Consider the following 18,998-nt stretch of genomic DNA (forward strand, 5'->3'; position numbering starts at 1 on the left):
CTGCACGGGCCGCCTACTCCCAGCGGAACCAACGAGCCGCCCCGGCCGTGAGCAGCACCGCCCAGACCGCGAGCACGCCCAGGTGGTCCCAGCCGGGCCAGTGCCCGGCGGCGGCCTGGTCCAGCGCGCGGGCCGCAGCGCCGAACGGGGTCAGCTGCACCACGCGGGCCATCGCGTGCGGCATCTCCCGCACCGGGATCCACACCCCCGCGCAGAACATCATCGGGAAGAACACCGCCGAGCCGATCGCGCCGGCGATCTTCGTGGTGCGGGACAGCGCGGAGACGACGGAGCCGAGGGCGAGCGCGGCGGCGGCCGCGAGCAGCAGCGCCAGCAGGTACCCGCCCGGCTGTTTCGGCAGTCGTACGTCGAACGCGAGCCGCCCGACGACGAGCGCGAGCAGCGCCGAGCCCAGCGCGACCGTGCCCTGCACGGCCATCTGCGCGGACAGCAGCGCCGACGGCCGCACCGGGGTGAGCCGCATCCGGCGCAGGATGCCCCGCTCCCGGTAGCCGGTCAGCGCCTGCGGCAGCGTCTGCACCCCGGACATGATCAGGGCGATCAGTACGGCGATGGGCACATAGGCGTCGACCGGCCGCAGCCCGCCCAGCGATGTGTCGGCGTCCCGGAACGACGGGATGGAGCCGAGGATCACCAGGAGCAGCGTCGGGAACAGGAAGACCCAGAAGACCGCGCCGGGTTCGCGGCTGAACAGGCGGAACTCGGTCCGCAGGACGGCGGTGTTCATACCGTCTCCTCCTTCGTCAGGTCCAGGAAGGCGTCGTCGAGGGTCGCGTCCACGACCCGGAGCTGGTGGGCGGTGACGCGGTGCCGGGCGAGCAGCGTGATGACGGCGTTCACGGTCTCGTCGGTACCGGAGAGCGTGATCCGGCCGTCCTTGTGCTCGACCGAGGCGAGGGCCGGGAGGGCGGTGAGGTCCCGGTCGTCCAGCGGGGCCGACGGGGTGAAGCTGATGACGGTCGCCCCGGCGCTGCGGCGGATCAGCCCGGCCGGGGTGTCCAGAGCGGCCACCCGCCCCTTGTCGATGACCGCGATCCGGTCGCAGAGCCGCTGCGCCTCCTCCATGAAGTGCGTGACGAGCAGGACGGTGACCCCGCGGTCCCGGACGTCCTCGATCAGCTCCCAGGTGTCCCGCCGGGCCCGTGGATCGAGCCCGGTGGTCAGCTCGTCGAGCACGACCACCCGCGGGTTCCCGATCAACGCCAGCGCGATGAACAGGCGCTGCTGCTGCCCGCCCGACAGCTTGCCGAACCGGGTGCCGAGCTTGTCGGCGAGCCCGAGGCGTTCGGCGAGCGGCGCCCACGCCGGCGGGCTGTCGTAGAAGGAGGCGTACAGCTCCAGGGCCTCCCGGACGGTGAGCTTGGCCTGCAGCTCGCTCTGCTGCAACTGGGCGCCGAGGACCCGGGCGACCTTCTCGTGCTCGGCGACGGGATCGAGCCCGGCGACCCGGACCCGCCCCCCGTCGGGCACCCGCAGCCCCTCCACGCACTCCACGGTGGTGGTCTTGCCGGCGCCGTTCGGTCCGAGGATCCCGAAGATCTCCCCCTCCTCGACGGCGAAACCCACCCCGTCCACGACGGCCCGGCCGCCGTACGTCTTCCGCAGGTCTGTCACTTCGATGACGGTTGGCATGCCCCGAGGGTCCCGTCCGGCCCCCCGCCCCCACATCGCCCGGCCCGCTCGAACCGGCATCAACCGATCGGCTGATGCCGCCCGTCCGGATGTACGACCCTTCGAACGCGCTGGTCGCAGCCACGGCGACGGAATCCGGTCCGGCCAAAACTCGGTAGGCGTTGTCAGTGCCGGTCCGTAGGCTCGCCCCTGATGCCTCCGACACGTGCAACCACCAAGGAACGGTCCGCCGTCCGTACCCTGCTGCGCCTGTGGCCCTACGTGCGGCCGGTGCGGGTGCGGCTGTTCAGCGCCGCGCTGGTGGCGATAGTCGCCTCCTGTACGGGGCTCGTGATCCCCCTCGTCCTGAAGTGGATGGTGGACGGCCCGGTCGCCGACCGTGACCCCGGCGGGATCTGGCTCGGCGCGCTGTACCTGCTGCTGCTCGGGTGCGCGGAGGCGCTGCTCTTCGGGCTGCGGCGCTGGCTGGTCGCCAGACCCCTCTCGCACGTCGAGGCGTCGATGCGTGCGGGCCTCTACGGCCATCTCCAGCGCCTGCCGGTCGCCTTCCACGACCGCTGGGCCTCCGGCCAGCTGCTCTCCCGGGCCACCACCGACCTCATGCTGCTCCGCATGTTCCTCGCCTTTCCGCTGACCTTCCTGCTGGTCAACGCGGTGACGATCCTCGTCGGCGTGCTGATCATGCTGGCCCAGGACTGGACGCTGGGCCTGGTCATCCTGGTCCCCACCGTCCCCATGGTGTGGACCTGCGTGCTCTTCGAGAAGCGGTACGCGGAGGTGGCCCGGCTCGCCCAGGACCAGGTGGGCGACCTGACGACGGTGGTCGAGGAGAGCGTGCTCGGCATCCGCATCATCAAGGGCTTCGGCCGGCACCGCAGCCAGGCCCGTGCCTTCCGCGACCTGGTGCGCACCCTGCGCGGCACCGAGCTGCGCAAGGCGCGGATGCTGGCCGCCATCTGGGCCGTCATCGTGACCCTCCCCGAACTGGCGATCGGCGCCGCCCTCTTCTGGGGCTCGGTCCAGGTCGCCGACGGCGACCTCAGCGCCGGCACCCTGGTCGCCTTCCTCTCCACAGCCCTCGCCCTGCGCTGGCCGGTCGAGTCCATCGGCTTCCTGCTGGCGATGAGCCAGGAAGCGGCGACGGCGACGGAAAGGTACTTCGAGGCTCGGGACGCTGTGCAGGAGGGCGCGGACTCGGGTGCGGCCGAGTGGGGGCGGGCCGCGGAACCCGCACCCGACAACGATGGCATCCGCTTCCAATCAGTCTCCTTCCGCTACCCGGACGCCTCCCCCGACTCGCCGCCCACCCTCGCCCACATCGACCTCCACATCCGCCCCGGCGAATCCATGGCCCTCGTCGGCGCCACCGGCAGCGGCAAGACCACGCTCACCGCCCTCATCCCCCGCCTGCACGAGACGACCTCCGGCCGGATCACCCTCGACGGCACCGACATCACCGCCCTGTCCCGCGAGGAACTCCGCACCCTCGTCGCGGTGGCCTTCGAGGAACCCACCCTCTTCTCCGCCTCCGTCGGCGAGAACGTGCTGATGGGAGCCGCCGACGGGGCCGGCGAGCCCGAGCTGGCCCGCGCTCTCGCCGTCGCCCAGGCCGACTTCGCGCACGCCCTCCCGCAGGGCACCGCGACCCAGGTCGGCGAGCAGGGCCTCAGCCTCTCCGGCGGCCAGCGCCAGCGCCTCGCGCTCGCGCGGGCGGTCGTCGGCCGGCCCCGCTTCCTCGTGCTTGACGACCCCCTCTCCGCCCTGGACGTCCACACCGAGGCCGCCGTGGAGGCGGCCCTGCGCGACGTGCTCGCCGACACCACAGCGCTGATCGTCGCCCACCGCCCCTCCACCGTGCTGCTCGCCGACCGCGTCGCCCTGCTCTCCGGCGGCCGTATCACCGCCGTCGGCACCCACCAGGAACTGCTGCGCGGCAACACCGAGTACGCCCATCTGATGTCCGGGGAGGATCACCGCCGATGACCGCCGCCACCTCCCTGCCCGCCCCCGACGAGGACGACCGACTCACCCGGCCGGCCGAAGCCGCCGCCGGCGACCCCTTCGACCACGACGTCCTGCCCACCCCGCCCGGCGCCACGGCGGACCTGCTGCGTTCGCTGCTCGCCCCCATGAAGGCCCGGGTCGCCGGCACCACACTGCTCCTGCTGCTCCAGCAGGCGGCCGTACAGGCGGGCCCGCTGCTGGTGGCGTACGCCATCGACCGGGCCGTGCCGGCGTTCCGCCGCCACGACCACGGCCCGCTGATCGCCGTGGCGGTCGGCTACGCCCTGAGCGCACTGCTCTCCGGCGGCCTCCAGTACGCGTTCGTCCAGGCCGCCGCACGCGTCAACCAGGACGTGCTGCTCGACCTGCGCGGCCGGATCTTCCGCCACGCGCAAGCGCTCAGCATCGACTTCCACGAGCGGTACACGTCCGGCCGGCTCATCTCCCGCTCCACCACGGACGTCGAGTCGCTCCGCGAACTCCTCAGCGAGGGGCTCCAGGAGCTGATCACCGTCATCCTCTCCTTCCTCTACATCTCGGCGATGCTGCTCTGGCTGGACCTGGGCCTGGGCGCGGTGGCCGTGGCCTCGTTCGTCCCGCTGTACCTGCTGGTGCGGATGTACCAGCGGCGGGCGGTGCGGGTGTACAAGGCGCGGTCCACCGCGATCGCCTCGGTGATCGTGAAGTTCGTGGAGACGATGAACGGCATCCGCCCGGTGCGCGCGTTCCGCCGGGAGGCCGCCAACGACGCCGAGTTCGCCGTACTGAACCGCCGCCACGAGCGCACCAACGGCGACGCGCTCCTGGAGATGGCGCGGTACGTGGTCGGCTCCCGGCTGGTCGCCAACACGTCGGTCGCGGTGATCGTGCTGTGGGGCGCGTACCGGGTGGCCTCCGGCTCGCTGGAACTGGGCGTACTGGCGGCGGCCGTCCTCTACCTGCGACGGCTCTACGACCCGATCGACCGCCTCGGCATGTTCCTCAACTCGTACCAGTCGGCGGCCGCTTCGCTGGAGAAGATCGCGGGCCTGCTGGCCCAGACGCCGACCGTGCCGGAGCCGTCCGTGCCGCGGGAGCTGCCCGCGCCGGAGAGCAGCCTGCCGGGCCGCGGGGTCGTCTTCGAAGGTGTCCGGTTCGCCTACCGCACCGGCGGCGAGGTGCTCCCCCGTTTCGACCTCGCCCTCCCCGCCGGACAGACGGTCGCGGTCGTCGGCTCCACCGGCGCCGGCAAGTCGACCCTCGCCAAACTCCTCGCCCGCTTCTACGACCCGTCCGACGGCCGGGTCCTCCTGGACGGCGTGGACCTGCGCGAACTGGCCGTGCCCGAGCTGCGCCGCGGGGTGGTGATGGTCACCCAGGAGGCGTTCCTGTTCTCCGGCACGGTCGCCGAGAACATCGCCATCGGCCGGCCGGACGCCACCCGCGAGGAGATCGAGCAGGCGGCCAAGGCGATCGGCGCGCACGAGTTCATCGCCACACTGCCCGACGGGTACGAGACGGACGTCCGCAAGCGCGGCGGCCGTATCTCGGCGGGGCAGCGCCAGCTGGTCGCGTTCGCGCGCGCCCTGCTCGCCGACCCGGCGGTGCTGATCCTCGACGAGGCGACCAGTTCCCTGGACGTCCCCGGTGAACGGGCCGTGCAGCGGGCCATGTCGACGGTCCTGAAGGGCCGTACGGCGGTGGTGATCGCGCACCGGCTGTCCACCGTGGAGATCGCCGACCGGGTGCTGGTGATGGAACACGGCCGGATCGTCGAGGACGGCCGCCCGGCCGAACTGATCGCCGGGACCGGCCGGTTCGCGGATCTGCACCGCGCCTGGCGGGACAGCCTGGCCTAGACGGGAGAACGGGGGCACGCAGGGTGATCGACGCGTACGAGGATCCGGGCACACCCGACGCGCGGGGCGGCTGGTACTACCTGTGGTGGCTGGTGCGCTGCCAGCCGGGCCGCTCGCTCGCCGGAGCGCTGCTGGGCAGTTCCTGGCTGACGCTGATGGCCGGGACGCCGTACATGATGGCCCGGGCCGTCGACGACGGCCTGGTGCCGGGCGACATGGCGGTGCTGGCCGGCTGGACGGCGGCGATCTTCGTCCTCGGCGCGGTCAACTCGTGGATCAGCATCATGCGCCACCGCACGATGACCCGGGTCCGCATGGACGCCTACTTCCGCACGATCAAGGTGGTCGTCGGGCACGCGGTCCGGCTCGGTGCCGAACTGCCCCGGCGGGGCGGGGTCGGCGAGGTCGTCACCATCGGCGTGGGCGATGTGCACACCATCGCCCAGGCGCTGACCGTCGTCGGTCCCGGGGTCGGCGCGGTCGTGGTGTACGCGGTGGTGGCCGGCCTCCTGCTGCCCATCTCCCCGCTGCTGACGGGCGTGGTGCTGCTCGGGGTGCCGGTGGTGGCGCTGCTGGCGGGTCCGCCGGCCCGGCGGCTGCAGGGCAGGGAGACCGAGTACCGGGAGCGCCAGAGCGTGCTCACCGCCCGCATCGGCGACCTCGCGGGCGGCCTGCGCGTCCTCAACGGCCTCGGCGGCAAGGGCCTGTTCGCGGACGCCTTCCGCCGCGACTCCCAGCACCTGCGTGCCCAGGGCTACCGGGTGGGCGCGATCGCCAGCTGGGTCCAGGCACTGGGCGTGGGCCTGCCCACGGTGTACCTGGCGGTCGTGACCTGGCTCGCGGCCCGCTCGGCCGCCCAGGGCGACATCACGGTCGGCCAGCTGGTGTCCGTGTACGGCTATGTCGCGGTCCTGGTGGGCCCCGTCGCCTTCTTCGTCGACATGGGCTACGAGCTCAGCCGGGGCGTGGTCGCCGCCCGCCGAGTCGTACGACTGCTGCGCACACCCCCGGAACCCGACACCGGCACCGAACACCCCCCAGCCGAACCAGCGGTCCTCCACGACCCCGAGTCAGGCGTCCGCGTCCGCCCCGGCCGCCTCCAGGCCCTGGTCGGCGCCAGCCCCACGGAGACGACTGCGGTGGTGGACCGTCTGGGCAGGTACGTGGCGTCGGACGTGACCTGGGGAGGGGTACGACTGGACGCCGTACCGCTGCCAGAAGTCCGGGCCCGCATCCTGGTCGCCGACAACGACGCCGACCTCTTCGAGGGCTCCCTGACCGATGTACTCACCGGAGGCGCAAACGTGCCCCACAGGGGCGCGGGGCTGCATCAAATCTGCGGCTGCCGCCGCGCGGGCGCGACCAGCCACGAACCACCCGCACCCGCCGACGCACATCCCACCCCACCCCCTGACGCGCACATCGCCCAAGCCCTCCACGCCGCCGCAGCCGGCGACATCGTCCAGGGCCTCCCCACCGGCCTCGACTCCCCCATCGACGCCAACGCCCGCAACCTCTCCGGCGGCCAACGCCAACGCGTCCGCCTGGCCCGCGCCCTGCTCACCGACCCGGAGATCCTCCTCGCCGTGGAACCCACCTCCGCCCTCGACGCCCACACGGAGTCCCTCGTGGCCGAGCGCCTCCGTACCGCCCGCGAAGGCCGCACCACCCTCCTCACCACCACCTCCCCCCTGATGCTGGCCCGCGCCGACGAGGTGATCTACCTGGTCGACGGCAAGGTCGCGGCGACCGGCACGCACGAGGAACTGCTGGAGGACGCCCCCGGCTACCGCACCCTCGTGGCCCGGGACGCGGACGAGGAGATCGCCAGGTGACGACGAGTCAACTCCCTGTCGCGGGACGGCCCGCCGTACGCCGCGCGGCGGTCCGCCTGGTGCAGGCGGACCGCGCCGCCTTCGCCGTCGCCCTGCTGCTGAACGCGGCGGCGGCGGCCACCGGTCTCGCCGGCCCCTGGCTGGTGGGCCGGATCGTGGACGCGGTCCGGGCCGGCCACGGCGTCCGCGCCGTGGACCGCCTCGCCTTCTGGATCCTGCTCTGCTCGCTCGCCCAGCTGCTGCTCGCCCGCTCCGCCCGCTACCTCGGCCACCGCTTCGGCGAGCGGACGCTGGCCCGGGTGCGCGAGGAGTTCGTGGACCGGGCGCTGGCGCTGCCCGCGTCGGTCGTGGAGCGGGCCGGCACCGGCGACCTGACCGCGCGCGGCACCTCCGACGTGAACGCCGTCGGCGTCACGCTGCGGGACATCGGGCCCGAGCTGCTGGTCTCCTCGGTGCAGGCGCTGTTCGTGATGGGCGCGGTGTTCGTACTGGACCCGATGCTCGGCCTGTTCGGGGTGCTCGGGCTGACCCCGATCTGGTTCGCGCTGCGCTGGTATCTGCGCCGGGCCCGGGACGGCTACCTCGCCGAGGGCGCGGCCACCTCCGGGGTCGCGGAGATCGTCACGGCGACGGTGGCGGGCGCCCGCACGGTGGAGGCGTTCCGCCTCCAGGAGCAGCGGATCGCGGCGAGCCGGGACGCGCTGGAGACCAACCGGAAGGCCCGCTTCTACACGCTGTACCTGCGGACCGTGTTCTTCCCGGCGGTCGAGGTGTCCTACACCGTGCCGGTGGCCGGGGTGCTGCTGGTCGGCGGGCTGCTGCACACGGGCGTCGGCGTGGTGGTGTCGGCGGCGCTGTATCTGCGGCAGTTCACCGAGCCACTGGACCAGATCCTGGTGCGGGTGGAGCAACTCCAGTCCAGCAGCGCCTCGTTCGCCCGGGTGGAAGGGCTGGCGCAGGCGCCCCGGGCGGCGGCGGACCGGGCGGCACCGGCGCCGGCGGACGACCGGATCGACGTCCGCGAGGTGCGGTACGCCTACGAGCGCGGCGGCGAGGTGCTGCGCGGGGTGGACCTCACCGTGCGGCCCGGGGAGCGGCTCGCGGTGGTGGGGCCGTCCGGCGCCGGGAAGACCACGCTGAGCCGGCTGCTGGCGGGCGTCGACGCTCCCGGGGCGGGGACGGTGACCGTGGGCGGGGTGCCGATCGCGGGGCTGGAGCCGGAGCGGCTGCGCCGCCAGGTCGTCCTCGTCACGCAGGAGCACCATGTCTTCCTCGGCACGGTCCGGGACAACCTGCTGATCGCCGAACCCACCGCGGGCGACGACGCCCTGTGGACGGCGCTCGCGGCCGTCGGCGCGGACGGCTGGGTGCGGGAACTGCCCGACGGTCTCGACACTCTGGTCGGCACCGGCGGTCGCGCCACCGACGGCTCCCAGGCCCAGCAACTCGCCCTGGCCCGGGTGGTGCTGGCGGACCCGCACACGCTGATCCTGGACGAGGCGACCGCGCTGCTGGACCCGGCCACCGCCCGGCATGCCGAGCGCGCGCTGGCCGCCGTGCTGGAGGGCCGTACGGTCATCGCCATCGCGCACCGGCTGCACACCGCCCACGACGCCGACCGGGTGGCCGTGATGGAGGAGGGCCTGCTCACCGAACTCGGCACCCACGAGGAGCTGGTGGCGGCGGGCGGGGCGTACGCGGCGCTGTGGGCGACCTGGCACGGCGACCGGGCACCCTGACCCACCCACGCCCACGCCCACGCCCACGAGTACAAGCACAAGCACGAGCCGCCCTCCCCCGGCCGACCCGAACTCTCCGCATACCGAACATGAACATCCGGTCAACGAACCTTTTCCGGCCAAGTTTCTGACGCGGTCCTGACAGATGGCGTTTTCTGGTGCCACTCTTCCCACGGCCGACCCACAGCAACCCCACAGAATCACCCCCTCGCTGCTGCCGGGTCGGGCACTGCACGCGCACGTGGTTCCGCGTTCCGCCCGGACCGCCCACCCGCGGCCCGGATCTCCCCTGGCCGTGTGACCCGCGGCCACGCAGAAGGAGTCAGTGTTGAGCAGCAGTTCCTCTCGCAGACGCACCCCCCACCGCACCGCAGTAGTGGCCCTCGCGGGCGTCACCGCCCTGATCGCCGCGGCCGTCCAGTCGGGCGCCGCCAGCGCCGCCCCCGCGGCCCCGACGGCCGGCAAGGTCAACCCGGCCCACGCGGCCGTGAAGCTCTCGCCCTCGCAGCGCGCCGAGCTGCTCCGCGACGCGACCTCCGAGCGGGCCGCCACAGCCGAGGCGATAGGCCTCGGCGCGCAGGAGAAGCTGGTCGTCAAGGACGTCGTCAAGGACGCCGACGGCACCCTGCACACGCGCTACGAGCGCACCTACGCCGGGCTGCCGGTCCTCGGCGGCGACCTGATCGTCGACACCGCCAAGTCGGGCGCCACCGAGCGCGTCGTCAAGGCGAACAACAACACGATCAAGGTCGCCGGCCTCACCCCGGCCAAGAGCGCGGCGAGCGCCGAGAAGACCGCCCTCGCCGCCGCGAGGACGCTGGGTTCCACCAAGTCGGCCGCCGACGGCGCCCGCAAGGTGATCTGGGCCGGTTCCGGCAAGCCCGTCCTCGCCTACGAGACGATCGTCGGCGGCTTCCAGGACGACGGCACGCCCAACCAGCTGCACGTCATCACCGACGCGGCCACCGGCAAGAAGCTCTTCGAGTACCAGGGCATCGAGAACGTCACGGGCACCGGCAACACCCAGTACAGCGGGACGGTGTCGCTGACCACGACCCAGTCGGGTTCGACGTACAACCTGACCGACGGCGACCGCGGCGGCCACAAGACGTACAACCTGAACCACGGCACCTCGGGCACCGGCACGCTGTTCTCCCAGTCGAGCAACACCTGGGGCAACGGCACCACGTCGAACGCCGCCACCGCGGGCGCCGACGCGCACTACGGGGCCGCCGAGACCTGGGACTTCTACAAGAACACCTTCGGCCGCAGCGGCATCAAGAACAACGGCGTCGGCGCCTACTCCCGCGTCCACTACGGCAACTCGTACGTGAACGCGTTCTGGGACGACGGCTGCTTCTGCATGACGTACGGCGACGGTTCCGGCAACGCGGACCCGCTGACCGCCCTCGACGTGGCCGGCCACGAGATGAGCCACGGCGTCACCTCGAACACCGCCGGTCTCAACTACAGCGGCGAGTCCGGCGGCCTGAACGAGGCCACCTCCGACATCTTCGGCACCGGCGTGGAGTTCTACGCGGCCAACTCCTCCGACGTCGGCGACTACCTCATCGGCGAGAAGATCGACATCAACGGCGACGGCACCCCGCTGCGCTACATGGACAAGCCCAGCAAGGACGGTGCCAGCGCCGACTACTGGTCCTCGTCGGTCGGCGGCCTCGACGTGCACTACTCGTCCGGAGTCGCGAACCACTTCTTCTACCTGCTGAGCGAGGGCAGCGGCGCCAAGGTCATCAACGGCGTCAGCTACAACTCGCCCACGAAGGACGGCCTTCCGGTCACCGGCATCGGCCGGGACAAGGCGCTGCAGATCTGGTACCGCGCGCTCACCACCAAGTTCACCTCGACCACCAACTACGCGGCCGCCCGCACCGGCACCCTCGCGGCGGCGGGTGAGCTGTACGGCACCACCAGCACCGAGTACAAGGCGGTGCAGGACGCCTGGGCGGCCGTGGCGGTCGGCTCACGTTCCGGCGGCGGTGGCGGTACGGGCACCTCGTACGAGAGCACCACGTCGGTGTCGATTCCGGACAACGGGCCTGCGGTCACGTCGTCGATCACGGTCTCCGGCCGGACCGGCAACGCGCCGAGCAACTTGCAGGTAACGCCGAATATCAGCCACACGTGGCGCGGCGATCTGGTGGTCGACCTCGTCGGTCCGTCCGGAACGTCGTACCGCCTGAAGAACTTCAGCTCCTCCGACTCGGCGGACGACGTGACGGACACCTACACGGTGAACGCCTCGTCGGAATCGGCCAATGGCACCTGGAAACTCAAGGTCCAGGACCAGGCCGCACAGGACGTCGGCACGATCAACGGGTGGAAGCTGACCTTCCCGTAAACCGCAGGACACGGGGTGGGGAAGCGGGCGCCGTCCGGGGGCTTCAAGCTCTCGGGCGGCGCCCGTTTTACATGGCCGCAACATTCACCCAACACCTACTTTTCGGCCAACATCACTTAAGGGTCCTGACATGTACGCGACCTTGATGTCACTCTTCCCTCACCCGTCGCACAGCACAGCAACTTCACATCACCAAAGCCGGGCCGGTAACCCCACTCCGCCCGGACTCCCCACATCCTGAAGGAGCTTGAGTGAGCCCCCTCTACGCGCGTCACAAGCGCACCACGCTCGCCATCGCCACCGCTGTCGCCGCCGGCGCCCTCCTCACCACGGGTATGACCGCGAACGCCTCGGCCGTCGACAAGAAGCCGCTGGCCGCCGCCCCCACGCTGCTCTCCAACTCCGCCCGCACCGCCCTGATCCAGAAGGCGGACGCGAACGTCGCCGAGACGGCCAAGCAGATAGGCCTCGGCGCCAAGGAGAAGCTGGTCGTCAAGGACGTCGTGAAGGACGTCGACGGCACGGTCCACACGCGCTACGAGCGCACCTACGCGGGCCTGCCCGTCCTCGGCGGCGACCTCGTCGTGCACACCTCCAAGGCCGGCAAGACCGAGGGCGTCACCAAGGCGAACAAGGCCACCATCAAGGTCGCCTCGCTCAAGCCGCAGATCACCGCCGCCAAGGCCGAGAAGACCGCGCTCACCGCGGCCAAGACCCTCGGCTCCACCAAGCAGGCCGCGGACGGCGCCCGCAAGGTCATCTGGGCCGGCTCCGGCACCCCCGTCCTCGCCTACGAGACGATCGTCGGCGGCTTCCAGGACGACGGCACGCCGAACCAGCTGCACGTCATCACCGACGCCGCCACCGGCAAGAAGCTCTTCGAGTACCAGGGCATCGAGAACGCCACGGGCACCGGCAAGACGCTGTACTCCGGCACCGTCAGCCTCACCACCACGCTGTCGGGTTCGACGTACTCGCTGACCGACGCTTCCCGCGGCAGCCACAAGACGTACAACCTCAAGCACACCTCCAGCTCGGGCACCGGCACCCTGTTCACCAACACCACCAACACCTGGGGCACCGGTACCGCGTCCAGCTCCACCACCGACGTGACCGCGGCCGCCGACGCCGCCTACGGTGCGCAGGAGACCTGGGACTTCTACAAGGACACCTTCGGGCGCAGCGGCATCAAGAACAACGGCGTCGGCGCCTACTCCCGCGTCCACTACGGCAGCTCGTACGTCAACGCCTTCTGGGACGACAGCTGCTTCTGCATGACCTACGGCGACGGCGAGAGCAACACGCACCCGCTGACCTCGCTTGACGTGGCCGGCCACGAGATGAGCCACGGCGTCACCGCCAACACCGCGGGCCTCAACTACAGCGGCGAGTCCGGCGGCCTCAACGAGGCGACCTCGGACATCTTCGGCACCGGCGTGGAGTTCTACGCCAACAACGCCTCCGACCCGGGTGACTACCTCATCGGCGAGAAGATCGACATCAACGGCGACGGCTCCCCGCTGCGCTACATGGACAAGCCCAGCAAGGACGGCGGCAGCGCCGACTACTGGTCCTCCTCGGTCGGCAACCTCGACGTGCACTACTCGTCCGGCGTCGCGAACCACTTCTTCTACCTCCTCTCGGAGGGCAGCGGTTCGAAGACGATCAACGGCGTCAGCTACAACTCGCCGACGTCCAACGGCTCCACGGTCACCGGTATCGGCCGCGCCAAGGCGCTGCAGATCTGGTACAAGGCCCTGACCACGTACTTCACCTCGACCACCAACTACAAGTCGGCCCGCACCGGCACGCTGTCCGCGGCGGCCGCACTGTACGGCTCCGGCTCCACCGAGTACAACGCGGTGGCGGCGGCCTGGTCGGCGGTCAACGTCAGCTGACCCCACCCCGAGCGGTTGGGCGGGCCCCCGGGGAGAAGACGCCCCGGGGGCCCGCCCTACGCTCTCTCCCATGTCCTTCACGTACGAGGCGGTCGGCGCCACCCGCGAGAACCTCGCCGCCTGCCCACCGGGCTTCCACCCCCTGCACGTGCGCACGCGCATAGGCGAGGGCCAGGAAGTCTTCCACCGGGCCGCCGAGTCCGTCCTCACCTGGGAACTCCACCGCGCCCTGGGCGTGGGCATCGACTCCGCCGCCGACCGCGCGGCCCCCGGCGTCGATGTCACCGTCACCCTGGCCGGCCTGATCAAGGCCCCCTGCCGGATCGTCTGGACGGCGGAGGAGTCCCGCCGCGCCGGCTGGGCCTACGGCACCCTCGCCGGCCACCCCGAGAGCGGCGAGGAGGCCTTCGTCGTCGACCGCACCGGCGACGGCACGGTCTGGCTCACCGTCGCCGCCTTCAGCAGGCCCGCCAAGTGGTACGCCCGCGCGGCAGGACCGGCCACCCGCGGCCTGCAGCACGCGTACGCCCGCAGGTGCGGGGCGGTACTGCGCCGCCTGTGCGCGGAGTTCTCCGAGGACTGACCACCGGGGCGAAGCCGGCTGCCTCGCCCCGGAGTCCGGGTCAGCGCATCAGCACCCCGGCCCCCTCCACCGCGCCCTCCGATGGCGCCGTCACCAGGCCCAGCTCCGCGCCGGACGCCAGCAGTCGGTGGGAGGGGAGGACGCGGACCGTGTAGCCGTAGGGGCCGGTGCGGTCCAGGGCGAGGGGGCCCTCGTAGGTCCAGTGGCCCTCCAGGTCCGGGCCCCCGGTCGGCTTCAGCGGGACCGTCGTGGCGTCCGTGATGCGGTCCTCCGGGTCGACGCGGCCGGAGACCGCCTGGACCTCCACGTCGTCGGGGCCGAGGTCGCCGAGGCGGACGCGGACGCGCAGGGCGAGGGTGGTGCCGAGTTCGGCGGTGGCGGTGGCGGTGGTGGTCGCCACGTGGTCCACCGAGACACCGTGCCAGGCGGCCCGCACCCGGCCCTTCCAGACGGCCAGTTCACGGGCCGCGTCCCCGGTCATGGACCGGTGGGCGTGGGCCGCGGGGGTGTAGAGGCGTTCGACGTACTCGCGGACCATGCGGCCCGCCAGCACCTTCGGGCCCAGCAGGGTCAGGGTCTGCCGGACCATCTCGATCCACCGGTCGGGCAGTCCGGTCCGGCCGCGCTCGTAGAAGCGGGGGGTGACGCGTTGTTCGAGGAGGTCGTACAGGGCGGCGGCCTCGATGTCGTCCCGGTGGTCGGGATCGGTGCCGGCGCCGTCCGCCGTCGGGATCGCCCAGCCGAAGTCCGGCTGGAACCACTCGTCCCACCAGCCGTCCAGGACCGAGAGGTTGAGGCCGCCGTTCAGGGCCGCCTTCATCCCGCTCGTCCCGCACGCCTCCAGCGGGCGCAGCGGGTTGTTCAGCCAGATGTCGCAGCCGGGCAGCAGCTTCTGCGCCATCGCCATGCCGTAGTCGGGGAGGAAGACGATCCGGTGCCGCACCCGGGGGTCGTCGGTGAACCGGACCAGTTCCTGGACCAGCCGCTTGCCGCCGTCGTCCGCCGGGTGCGCCTTTCCGGCCACCACGATCTGGATCGGCCGCTCGGAGTGCAGCAGCAGGTCCATCAGCCGGTCGCGGTCGCTCAGCATGAGCGTGAGCCGCTTGTACGAGGGGACGCGGCGCGCGAACCCGATGGTCAGCACGTCGGGGTCGAGGGCCTGGTCGATCCAGCCCAGCTCGGCCGTGCCCGCGCCGCGCTGCCGCCAGGACACCCGCAGCCGCTCCCGTACCTCCAGGACCAGTTGCTCGCGCAGGCTGCGGCGCAGGTCCCAGATCTCCTGGGCGTCGACGTCGCCGACGGCGTCCCAGCGCTCGGGCCCGCCGACGGTCAGCGCCTCCTCGGTACGGCGGTCGCCGAGCTGCCGGGCCCCCAGCCGCACCACCTCGGGAGCCACCCAGGTCGGCGCGTGCACCCCGTTGGTCACGGAGGTGATCGGCACCTCGTCGGGGTCGAACCCCGGCCACAGTCCGGAGAACATCTCCCGGCTGACGCTGCCGTGCAGCAGCGAGACGCCGTTGGCGCGCTGGGCGAGCCGCAGCCCCATCACGGCCATGTTGAAGAGGTTGGGCTCACCGCCGGGATAGGTCTCCATGCCGAGGCGCAGGATGTGCTCCACGGCGATCTGGGGGAGTTCGGCGTCGGAACCGAAGTGGTGGGCGACCAGCTCCCGGTCGAACCGGTCGATGCCGGCCGGGACGGGGGTGTGGGTGGTGAAGACGGTGCCCGCGCGGACCGACTCCAGTGCCGCGTCGAAGTCCAGCCCCGTGGCGGCCAGTTCGGCGATCCGCTCCAGGCCCAGGAAGCCCGCGTGGCCCTCGTTGGTGTGGAAGACCTCGGGCTCCGGGTGACCGGTGAGCCGGCAGTACGTCCGTACGGCGCGCACACCTCCTATGCCCAGCAGCATCTCCTGGAGCAGGCGGTGCTCGCTGCCGCCGCCGTAGAGCCGGTCGGTGACCCCGCGTTCGCCGAGGTCGTTCTCCTCCACGTCGGAGTCCAGCATCAGCAGCGGCACCCTGCCGACCTGGGCCAGCCAGATCCGGGCGCGCAGCAGCCGGCCGCCGGGCAGCGCGAGGGAGACCTGGGCGGGGGTGCCGTCGGCCTCCTTCAGCAGCCCGACGGGGAGTTCGTTGGGGTCGAGGACGGGATAGTGCTCCTGCTGCCAGCCGTCCCGGGACAGGGTCTGCCGGAAGTAGCCGTGCCGGTAGAGGAGACCGACCCCGATCAGGGGGACGCCGAGGTCGCTGGCCGACTTGAGGTGGTCGCCGGCCAGGATGCCGAGGCCGCCCGAGTACTGGGGCAGGGCGGCCGTGATGCCGAACTCGGGTGAGAAGTAGGCGACGGCGGCCGGGAGTCCGGCGGACTCGGGCCGGGTCTGGTACCAGCGGTCGCCGGTCACGTAGTCGCCCAGGTCGTCGGCGACCGCGGTCAGCCGGCGCAGGAACCGGCGGTCGCCGGCCAGCTCGGCCAGCCGTGCCGGGGGCACGCTCCCGAGCAGCCGCACCGGGTCGCCCTCAGAGGCGGCCCAGCGCTCGGGGTCGACGGACTGGAAGAGGTCACGTGTCTCGGTGTGCCAGGACCAGCGCAGGTTACGGGCCAGGTCGCTGAGGGGGCGCAGGGGGTCGGGGAGAACGGGACGGACGGTGAACCGACGGATCGCCTTCACGTTTCCACTCCACGCGTTCGCGGTGAGAGCCGTACGGCGGTGTGCGGCTCGGAGTCCCTCAGACAGTACCGGTGCCGGGGGCGCCGTCGGGGGTTGCGGCGCCGGACGGGCCGGTTGCCGTCACGCCTTCTTGTGGGGTCCGGTCCTGCGCGAGACCCTGCCCCCCTGAGCTGAGGAGGGGGACTCACAGCCATGTCACGGACGCGCACCCGGCGTCTGCGGCTGGCGGGGGGCTTGACCGCGGTCGTCACGGCCGCGGTGCTGTCGTCGGCCATCCTGCCCGCGCACGCCGTTTCGGAGGGGACCGTGGTCGGGGCCGGCCGGCCCGGCTCGGTCGGCGGAAGTTATCTGGTGACCCTGAAGGAGGGGGTCGAGGGGGCGTCGGCGGCCGGGAAGGACGTCGCCGCCCGCTATGGGGCGAAAATAAGCCATACTTACGACAGTGTGCTGAACGGCTACGCCGTCGAGGCGAGCGCGAGACAGGCCAGACGGCTCGCCGCCGACTCTCGGGTCGCCTCCGTCGTCCAGGACAGCCGCGTACAGCTGGAGCGCACCCAGAAGAACCCGCCGTCCTGGGGACTGGACCGCGTCGACCAGGCCGGTCTGCCGCTGGACCGGTCCTACACCTGGCCGGCGTCGGGGGGCGCGGGCGTCACCGTCTACGTGATCGACACCGGCATCCGGATCACCCACGCCGACTTCGGTGGACGCGCCAGCTACGGCTGGGACTTCGTCGGGAACGACGGCTCCGCCGGCGACGGCAACGGCCACGGCACCCATGTCGCCGGCACCATCGCCGGGACCCGGTACGGCGTCGCCAAGAAGGCCCGGGTCGTCTCCGTGCGGGTCCTGGACGACACGGGCGCGGGCACCACCGCCCGGATCATCGCCGGGATCGACTGGGTCACCGCGCACGACCGCAGACCGGCGGTCGCCAACCTCAGCCTGGGCGGCCCCCACAGCGCCCAGCTCGACGCCGCCGTACGGAACTCGATCAGGTCCGGGGTGACCTACACGGTCGCGGCCGGCAACGAGGGCGTACCGGTCGCCCTCTCCTCACCGGCCGACGTCCCGCAGGCCCTCACCGTCGGCGCCACCGACCGCACCGACGCCCGCGCGGCCTTCTCCGACTACGGCGCCGCCGTAGACCTGTTCGCCCCGGGCGTGGCGATCACCTCGGACGGGAAGGCGAGCGACACCGCCACGGCGACCTACTCGGGTACGTCGATGGCGGCACCGCACGTGGCGGGCGCAGCCGCGCTCTGTCTCGCCGGCCATTCCAAGGCGCCCCCGGCCCAGGTCGCCAAGGCCCTGATTGCGGGGGCGGCGAGCGGGAAGGTGTCCGGTGCGGGGCTCGGTTCGCCCAACAGGCTCCTGCGGGTGCCGAAGGCGTAAAGCGGTTTCTGGTGTGGGATCACGCCACCGGCCCCGTTCGGTCGAGAACGGGGCCGGTCTTGTGCGTAGACATACGGCCGAGTAGTTAACAAAGTGCCGGATTGCCCACCCGAATAGGGTGGGAAGGCTCCTCCGGTACACCCCGCAGACACAGCACAGATACCGCGCACCGGTACAACCCTCAGGTACACCCTCCGGACACACCCGCAGGACCCATCTCCCCACCACCCATCCGCCCACACCCTCGTTGCCGCGGACAGGAGCGGTCATGCCCGCCACGCACCAGCCGTCAGCACCTCCGATACGGCGCACGTCACCCGGCGCCACACCCCCCGCGGACGAGGCCACCGCCGTCGGCCGCATACCCGTCCTCGACGTCCGCCCCCTGATCCAGCAGGGACGCCGGCCCGCCAAAGCGGTGACCGGGGAGTCGTTCGAGGTCACCGCCACCGTCTTCCGCGAGGGCCATGACGCCGTCGCCGCCAATGTCGTACTGAAGGACCCCAAGGGCCGCCCGGGTCCCTGGACGCCGATGCGGGAGCTCGCCCCGGGCACCGACCGCTGGGGCGCCACCGTCACCGCCGACGGGAAACCGGGCCGTTGGACCTACCAGGTCGAGGCATGGGGAGATCCGGTCACCACCTGGCGCCACCACGCCGGGATCAAGATCCCGGCGGGCATCGACACCGAACTGGTCCTGGAGGAGGGCGCCCGGCTCTACGAACGGGCCGCGGCCGGGGTCCCGAAGGCCAAGAAACGGGAGATCCTGCTGGCCGCCGTCGCCGCCCTGCGCGACGAGGAACGGCCCGCCCCCTGGCGCCTGGCCGCCGCCCTCACCCCCGAGGTCGACAAGGTCCTGGCCCGGTATCCGCTGCGCGACCTGGTGACCGCTTCCGAGCCGCTGCCGCTGCTCGTCGAGCGCGAACGGGCCCTGTACGGCTCCTGGTACGAGTTCTTCCCGCGTTCGGAGGGGACACCGGAGCGGCCGCACGGCACTTTCCGGACAGCGGCCCGGCGGCTGAAGCC

At 72.1% G+C, this 18,998-nt stretch carries 12 protein-coding genes; 9 read left to right on the forward strand and 3 right to left on the reverse strand.

The genetic code is table 11. The annotated features are described in order from the left end of the window. Nucleotides 1-13 precede the first annotated feature (13 nt). A complete protein-coding gene (locus ACFZDK_RS33170; protein WP_390977594.1) occupies nt 14-748 on the reverse strand; it encodes an ABC transporter permease in 735 nt (244 codons plus the stop codon). Next, nucleotides 745-1,653: an ATP-binding cassette domain-containing protein gene (locus tag ACFZDK_RS33175; protein WP_390977595.1), complete on the reverse strand. Its 909-nt coding sequence runs from the start codon at nt 1,651-1,653 to the stop codon at nt 745-747. Before ACFZDK_RS33175 ends, ACFZDK_RS33170 begins: the two co-directional genes overlap by 4 nt. 192 nt (nt 1,654-1,845) lie before the next feature. Between ACFZDK_RS33175 and ACFZDK_RS33180 the strand changes: the two genes are divergently transcribed. The 7 genes from ACFZDK_RS33180 to ACFZDK_RS33210 all read left to right on the forward strand — a co-directional run bounded on the left by ACFZDK_RS33180 (nt 1,846) and on the right by ACFZDK_RS33210 (nt 13,912). Further along, entirely contained in the window at nt 1,846-3,636 is a 1,791-nt protein-coding gene (locus ACFZDK_RS33180) for an ABC transporter transmembrane domain-containing protein (RefSeq protein ID WP_390977596.1), read from the forward strand. Next, nucleotides 3,633-5,495, forward strand: coding sequence for an ABC transporter transmembrane domain-containing protein (locus ACFZDK_RS33185; protein ID WP_390977597.1), 1,863 nt, complete (start codon nt 3,633-3,635; stop codon nt 5,493-5,495). Before ACFZDK_RS33180 ends, ACFZDK_RS33185 begins: the two co-directional genes overlap by 4 nt. Nucleotides 5,496-5,518: 23 nt before the next feature. Next, nucleotides 5,519-7,330 carry an ABC transporter transmembrane domain-containing protein gene (locus ACFZDK_RS33190; RefSeq protein ID WP_390977598.1) on the forward strand — a complete coding sequence of 604 codons (1,812 nt, stop codon included), beginning with the start codon at nt 5,519-5,521 and terminating at the stop codon, nt 7,328-7,330. Next, entirely contained in the window at nt 7,327-9,069 is a 1,743-nt protein-coding gene (locus ACFZDK_RS33195; RefSeq protein WP_390977599.1) for an ABC transporter transmembrane domain-containing protein, read from the forward strand. Before ACFZDK_RS33190 ends, ACFZDK_RS33195 begins: the two co-directional genes overlap by 4 nt. A 328-nt stretch (nt 9,070-9,397) precedes the next feature. Further along, a complete protein-coding gene (locus ACFZDK_RS33200) occupies nt 9,398-11,431 on the forward strand; it encodes a M4 family metallopeptidase (RefSeq protein ID WP_390977600.1) in 2,034 nt (677 codons plus the stop codon). A 251-nt stretch (nt 11,432-11,682) separates the two neighbouring features. Beyond that, nucleotides 11,683-13,329 carry a M4 family metallopeptidase gene (locus tag ACFZDK_RS33205; RefSeq protein ID WP_390977601.1) on the forward strand — a complete coding sequence of 549 codons (1,647 nt, stop codon included), beginning with the start codon at nt 11,683-11,685 and terminating at the stop codon, nt 13,327-13,329. 70 nt (nt 13,330-13,399) lie between these two features. Continuing rightward, nucleotides 13,400-13,912: a DUF1990 family protein gene (locus tag ACFZDK_RS33210; RefSeq protein WP_390977602.1), complete on the forward strand. Its 513-nt coding sequence runs from the start codon at nt 13,400-13,402 to the stop codon at nt 13,910-13,912. A 40-nt stretch (nt 13,913-13,952) separates the two neighbouring features. Here ACFZDK_RS33210 and glgP read toward each other — a convergent pair whose 3' ends face one another. Next, the gene (glgP, locus tag ACFZDK_RS33215; protein WP_390977603.1) at nt 13,953-16,577 is read right to left on the reverse strand and encodes an alpha-glucan family phosphorylase; all 2,625 of its coding nucleotides are present in this window, start codon (nt 16,575-16,577) and stop codon (nt 13,953-13,955) included. A gap of 192 nt (nt 16,578-16,769) precedes the next feature. On the opposite strand from glgP, the gene ACFZDK_RS33220 reads away from it, so the two are divergent. Both ACFZDK_RS33220 and ACFZDK_RS33225 read left to right on the forward strand, forming a co-directional pair. Further along, nucleotides 16,770-17,972, forward strand: coding sequence for a S8 family serine peptidase (locus tag ACFZDK_RS33220; protein ID WP_390977604.1), 1,203 nt, complete (start codon nt 16,770-16,772; stop codon nt 17,970-17,972). A 268-nt stretch (nt 17,973-18,240) separates the two neighbouring features. Then, nucleotides 18,241-18,998: maltotransferase domain-containing protein (locus ACFZDK_RS33225; protein ID WP_390977605.1), on the forward strand; the 758-nt coding region annotated here is incomplete at its 3' end.

It is taken from the genome of Streptomyces sp. NPDC007901 (genome assembly GCF_042959465.1).
In the GTDB taxonomy this organism is placed as follows: domain Bacteria; phylum Actinomycetota; class Actinomycetes; order Streptomycetales; family Streptomycetaceae; genus Streptomyces.

Excerpts from the sequence above, each read along its gene's own strand:
- ACFZDK_RS33170 (WP_390977594.1), bottom strand. The coding sequence starts at position 748 with ATGAACACCGCCGTCCTGCGGACCGAGTTCCGCCTGTTCAGCCGCGAA.
- ACFZDK_RS33175 (WP_390977595.1), bottom strand. The coding sequence starts at position 1,653 with ATGCCAACCGTCATCGAAGTGACAGACCTGCGGAAGACGTACGGCGGC.
- ACFZDK_RS33180 (WP_390977596.1), top strand. The coding sequence starts at position 1,846 with ATGCCTCCGACACGTGCAACCACCAAGGAACGGTCCGCCGTCCGTACC.
- ACFZDK_RS33185 (WP_390977597.1), top strand. The coding sequence starts at position 3,633 with ATGACCGCCGCCACCTCCCTGCCCGCCCCCGACGAGGACGACCGACTC.
- ACFZDK_RS33210 (WP_390977602.1), top strand. The coding sequence starts at position 13,400 with ATGTCCTTCACGTACGAGGCGGTCGGCGCCACCCGCGAGAACCTCGCC.
- ACFZDK_RS33220 (WP_390977604.1), top strand. The coding sequence starts at position 16,770 with ATGTCACGGACGCGCACCCGGCGTCTGCGGCTGGCGGGGGGCTTGACC.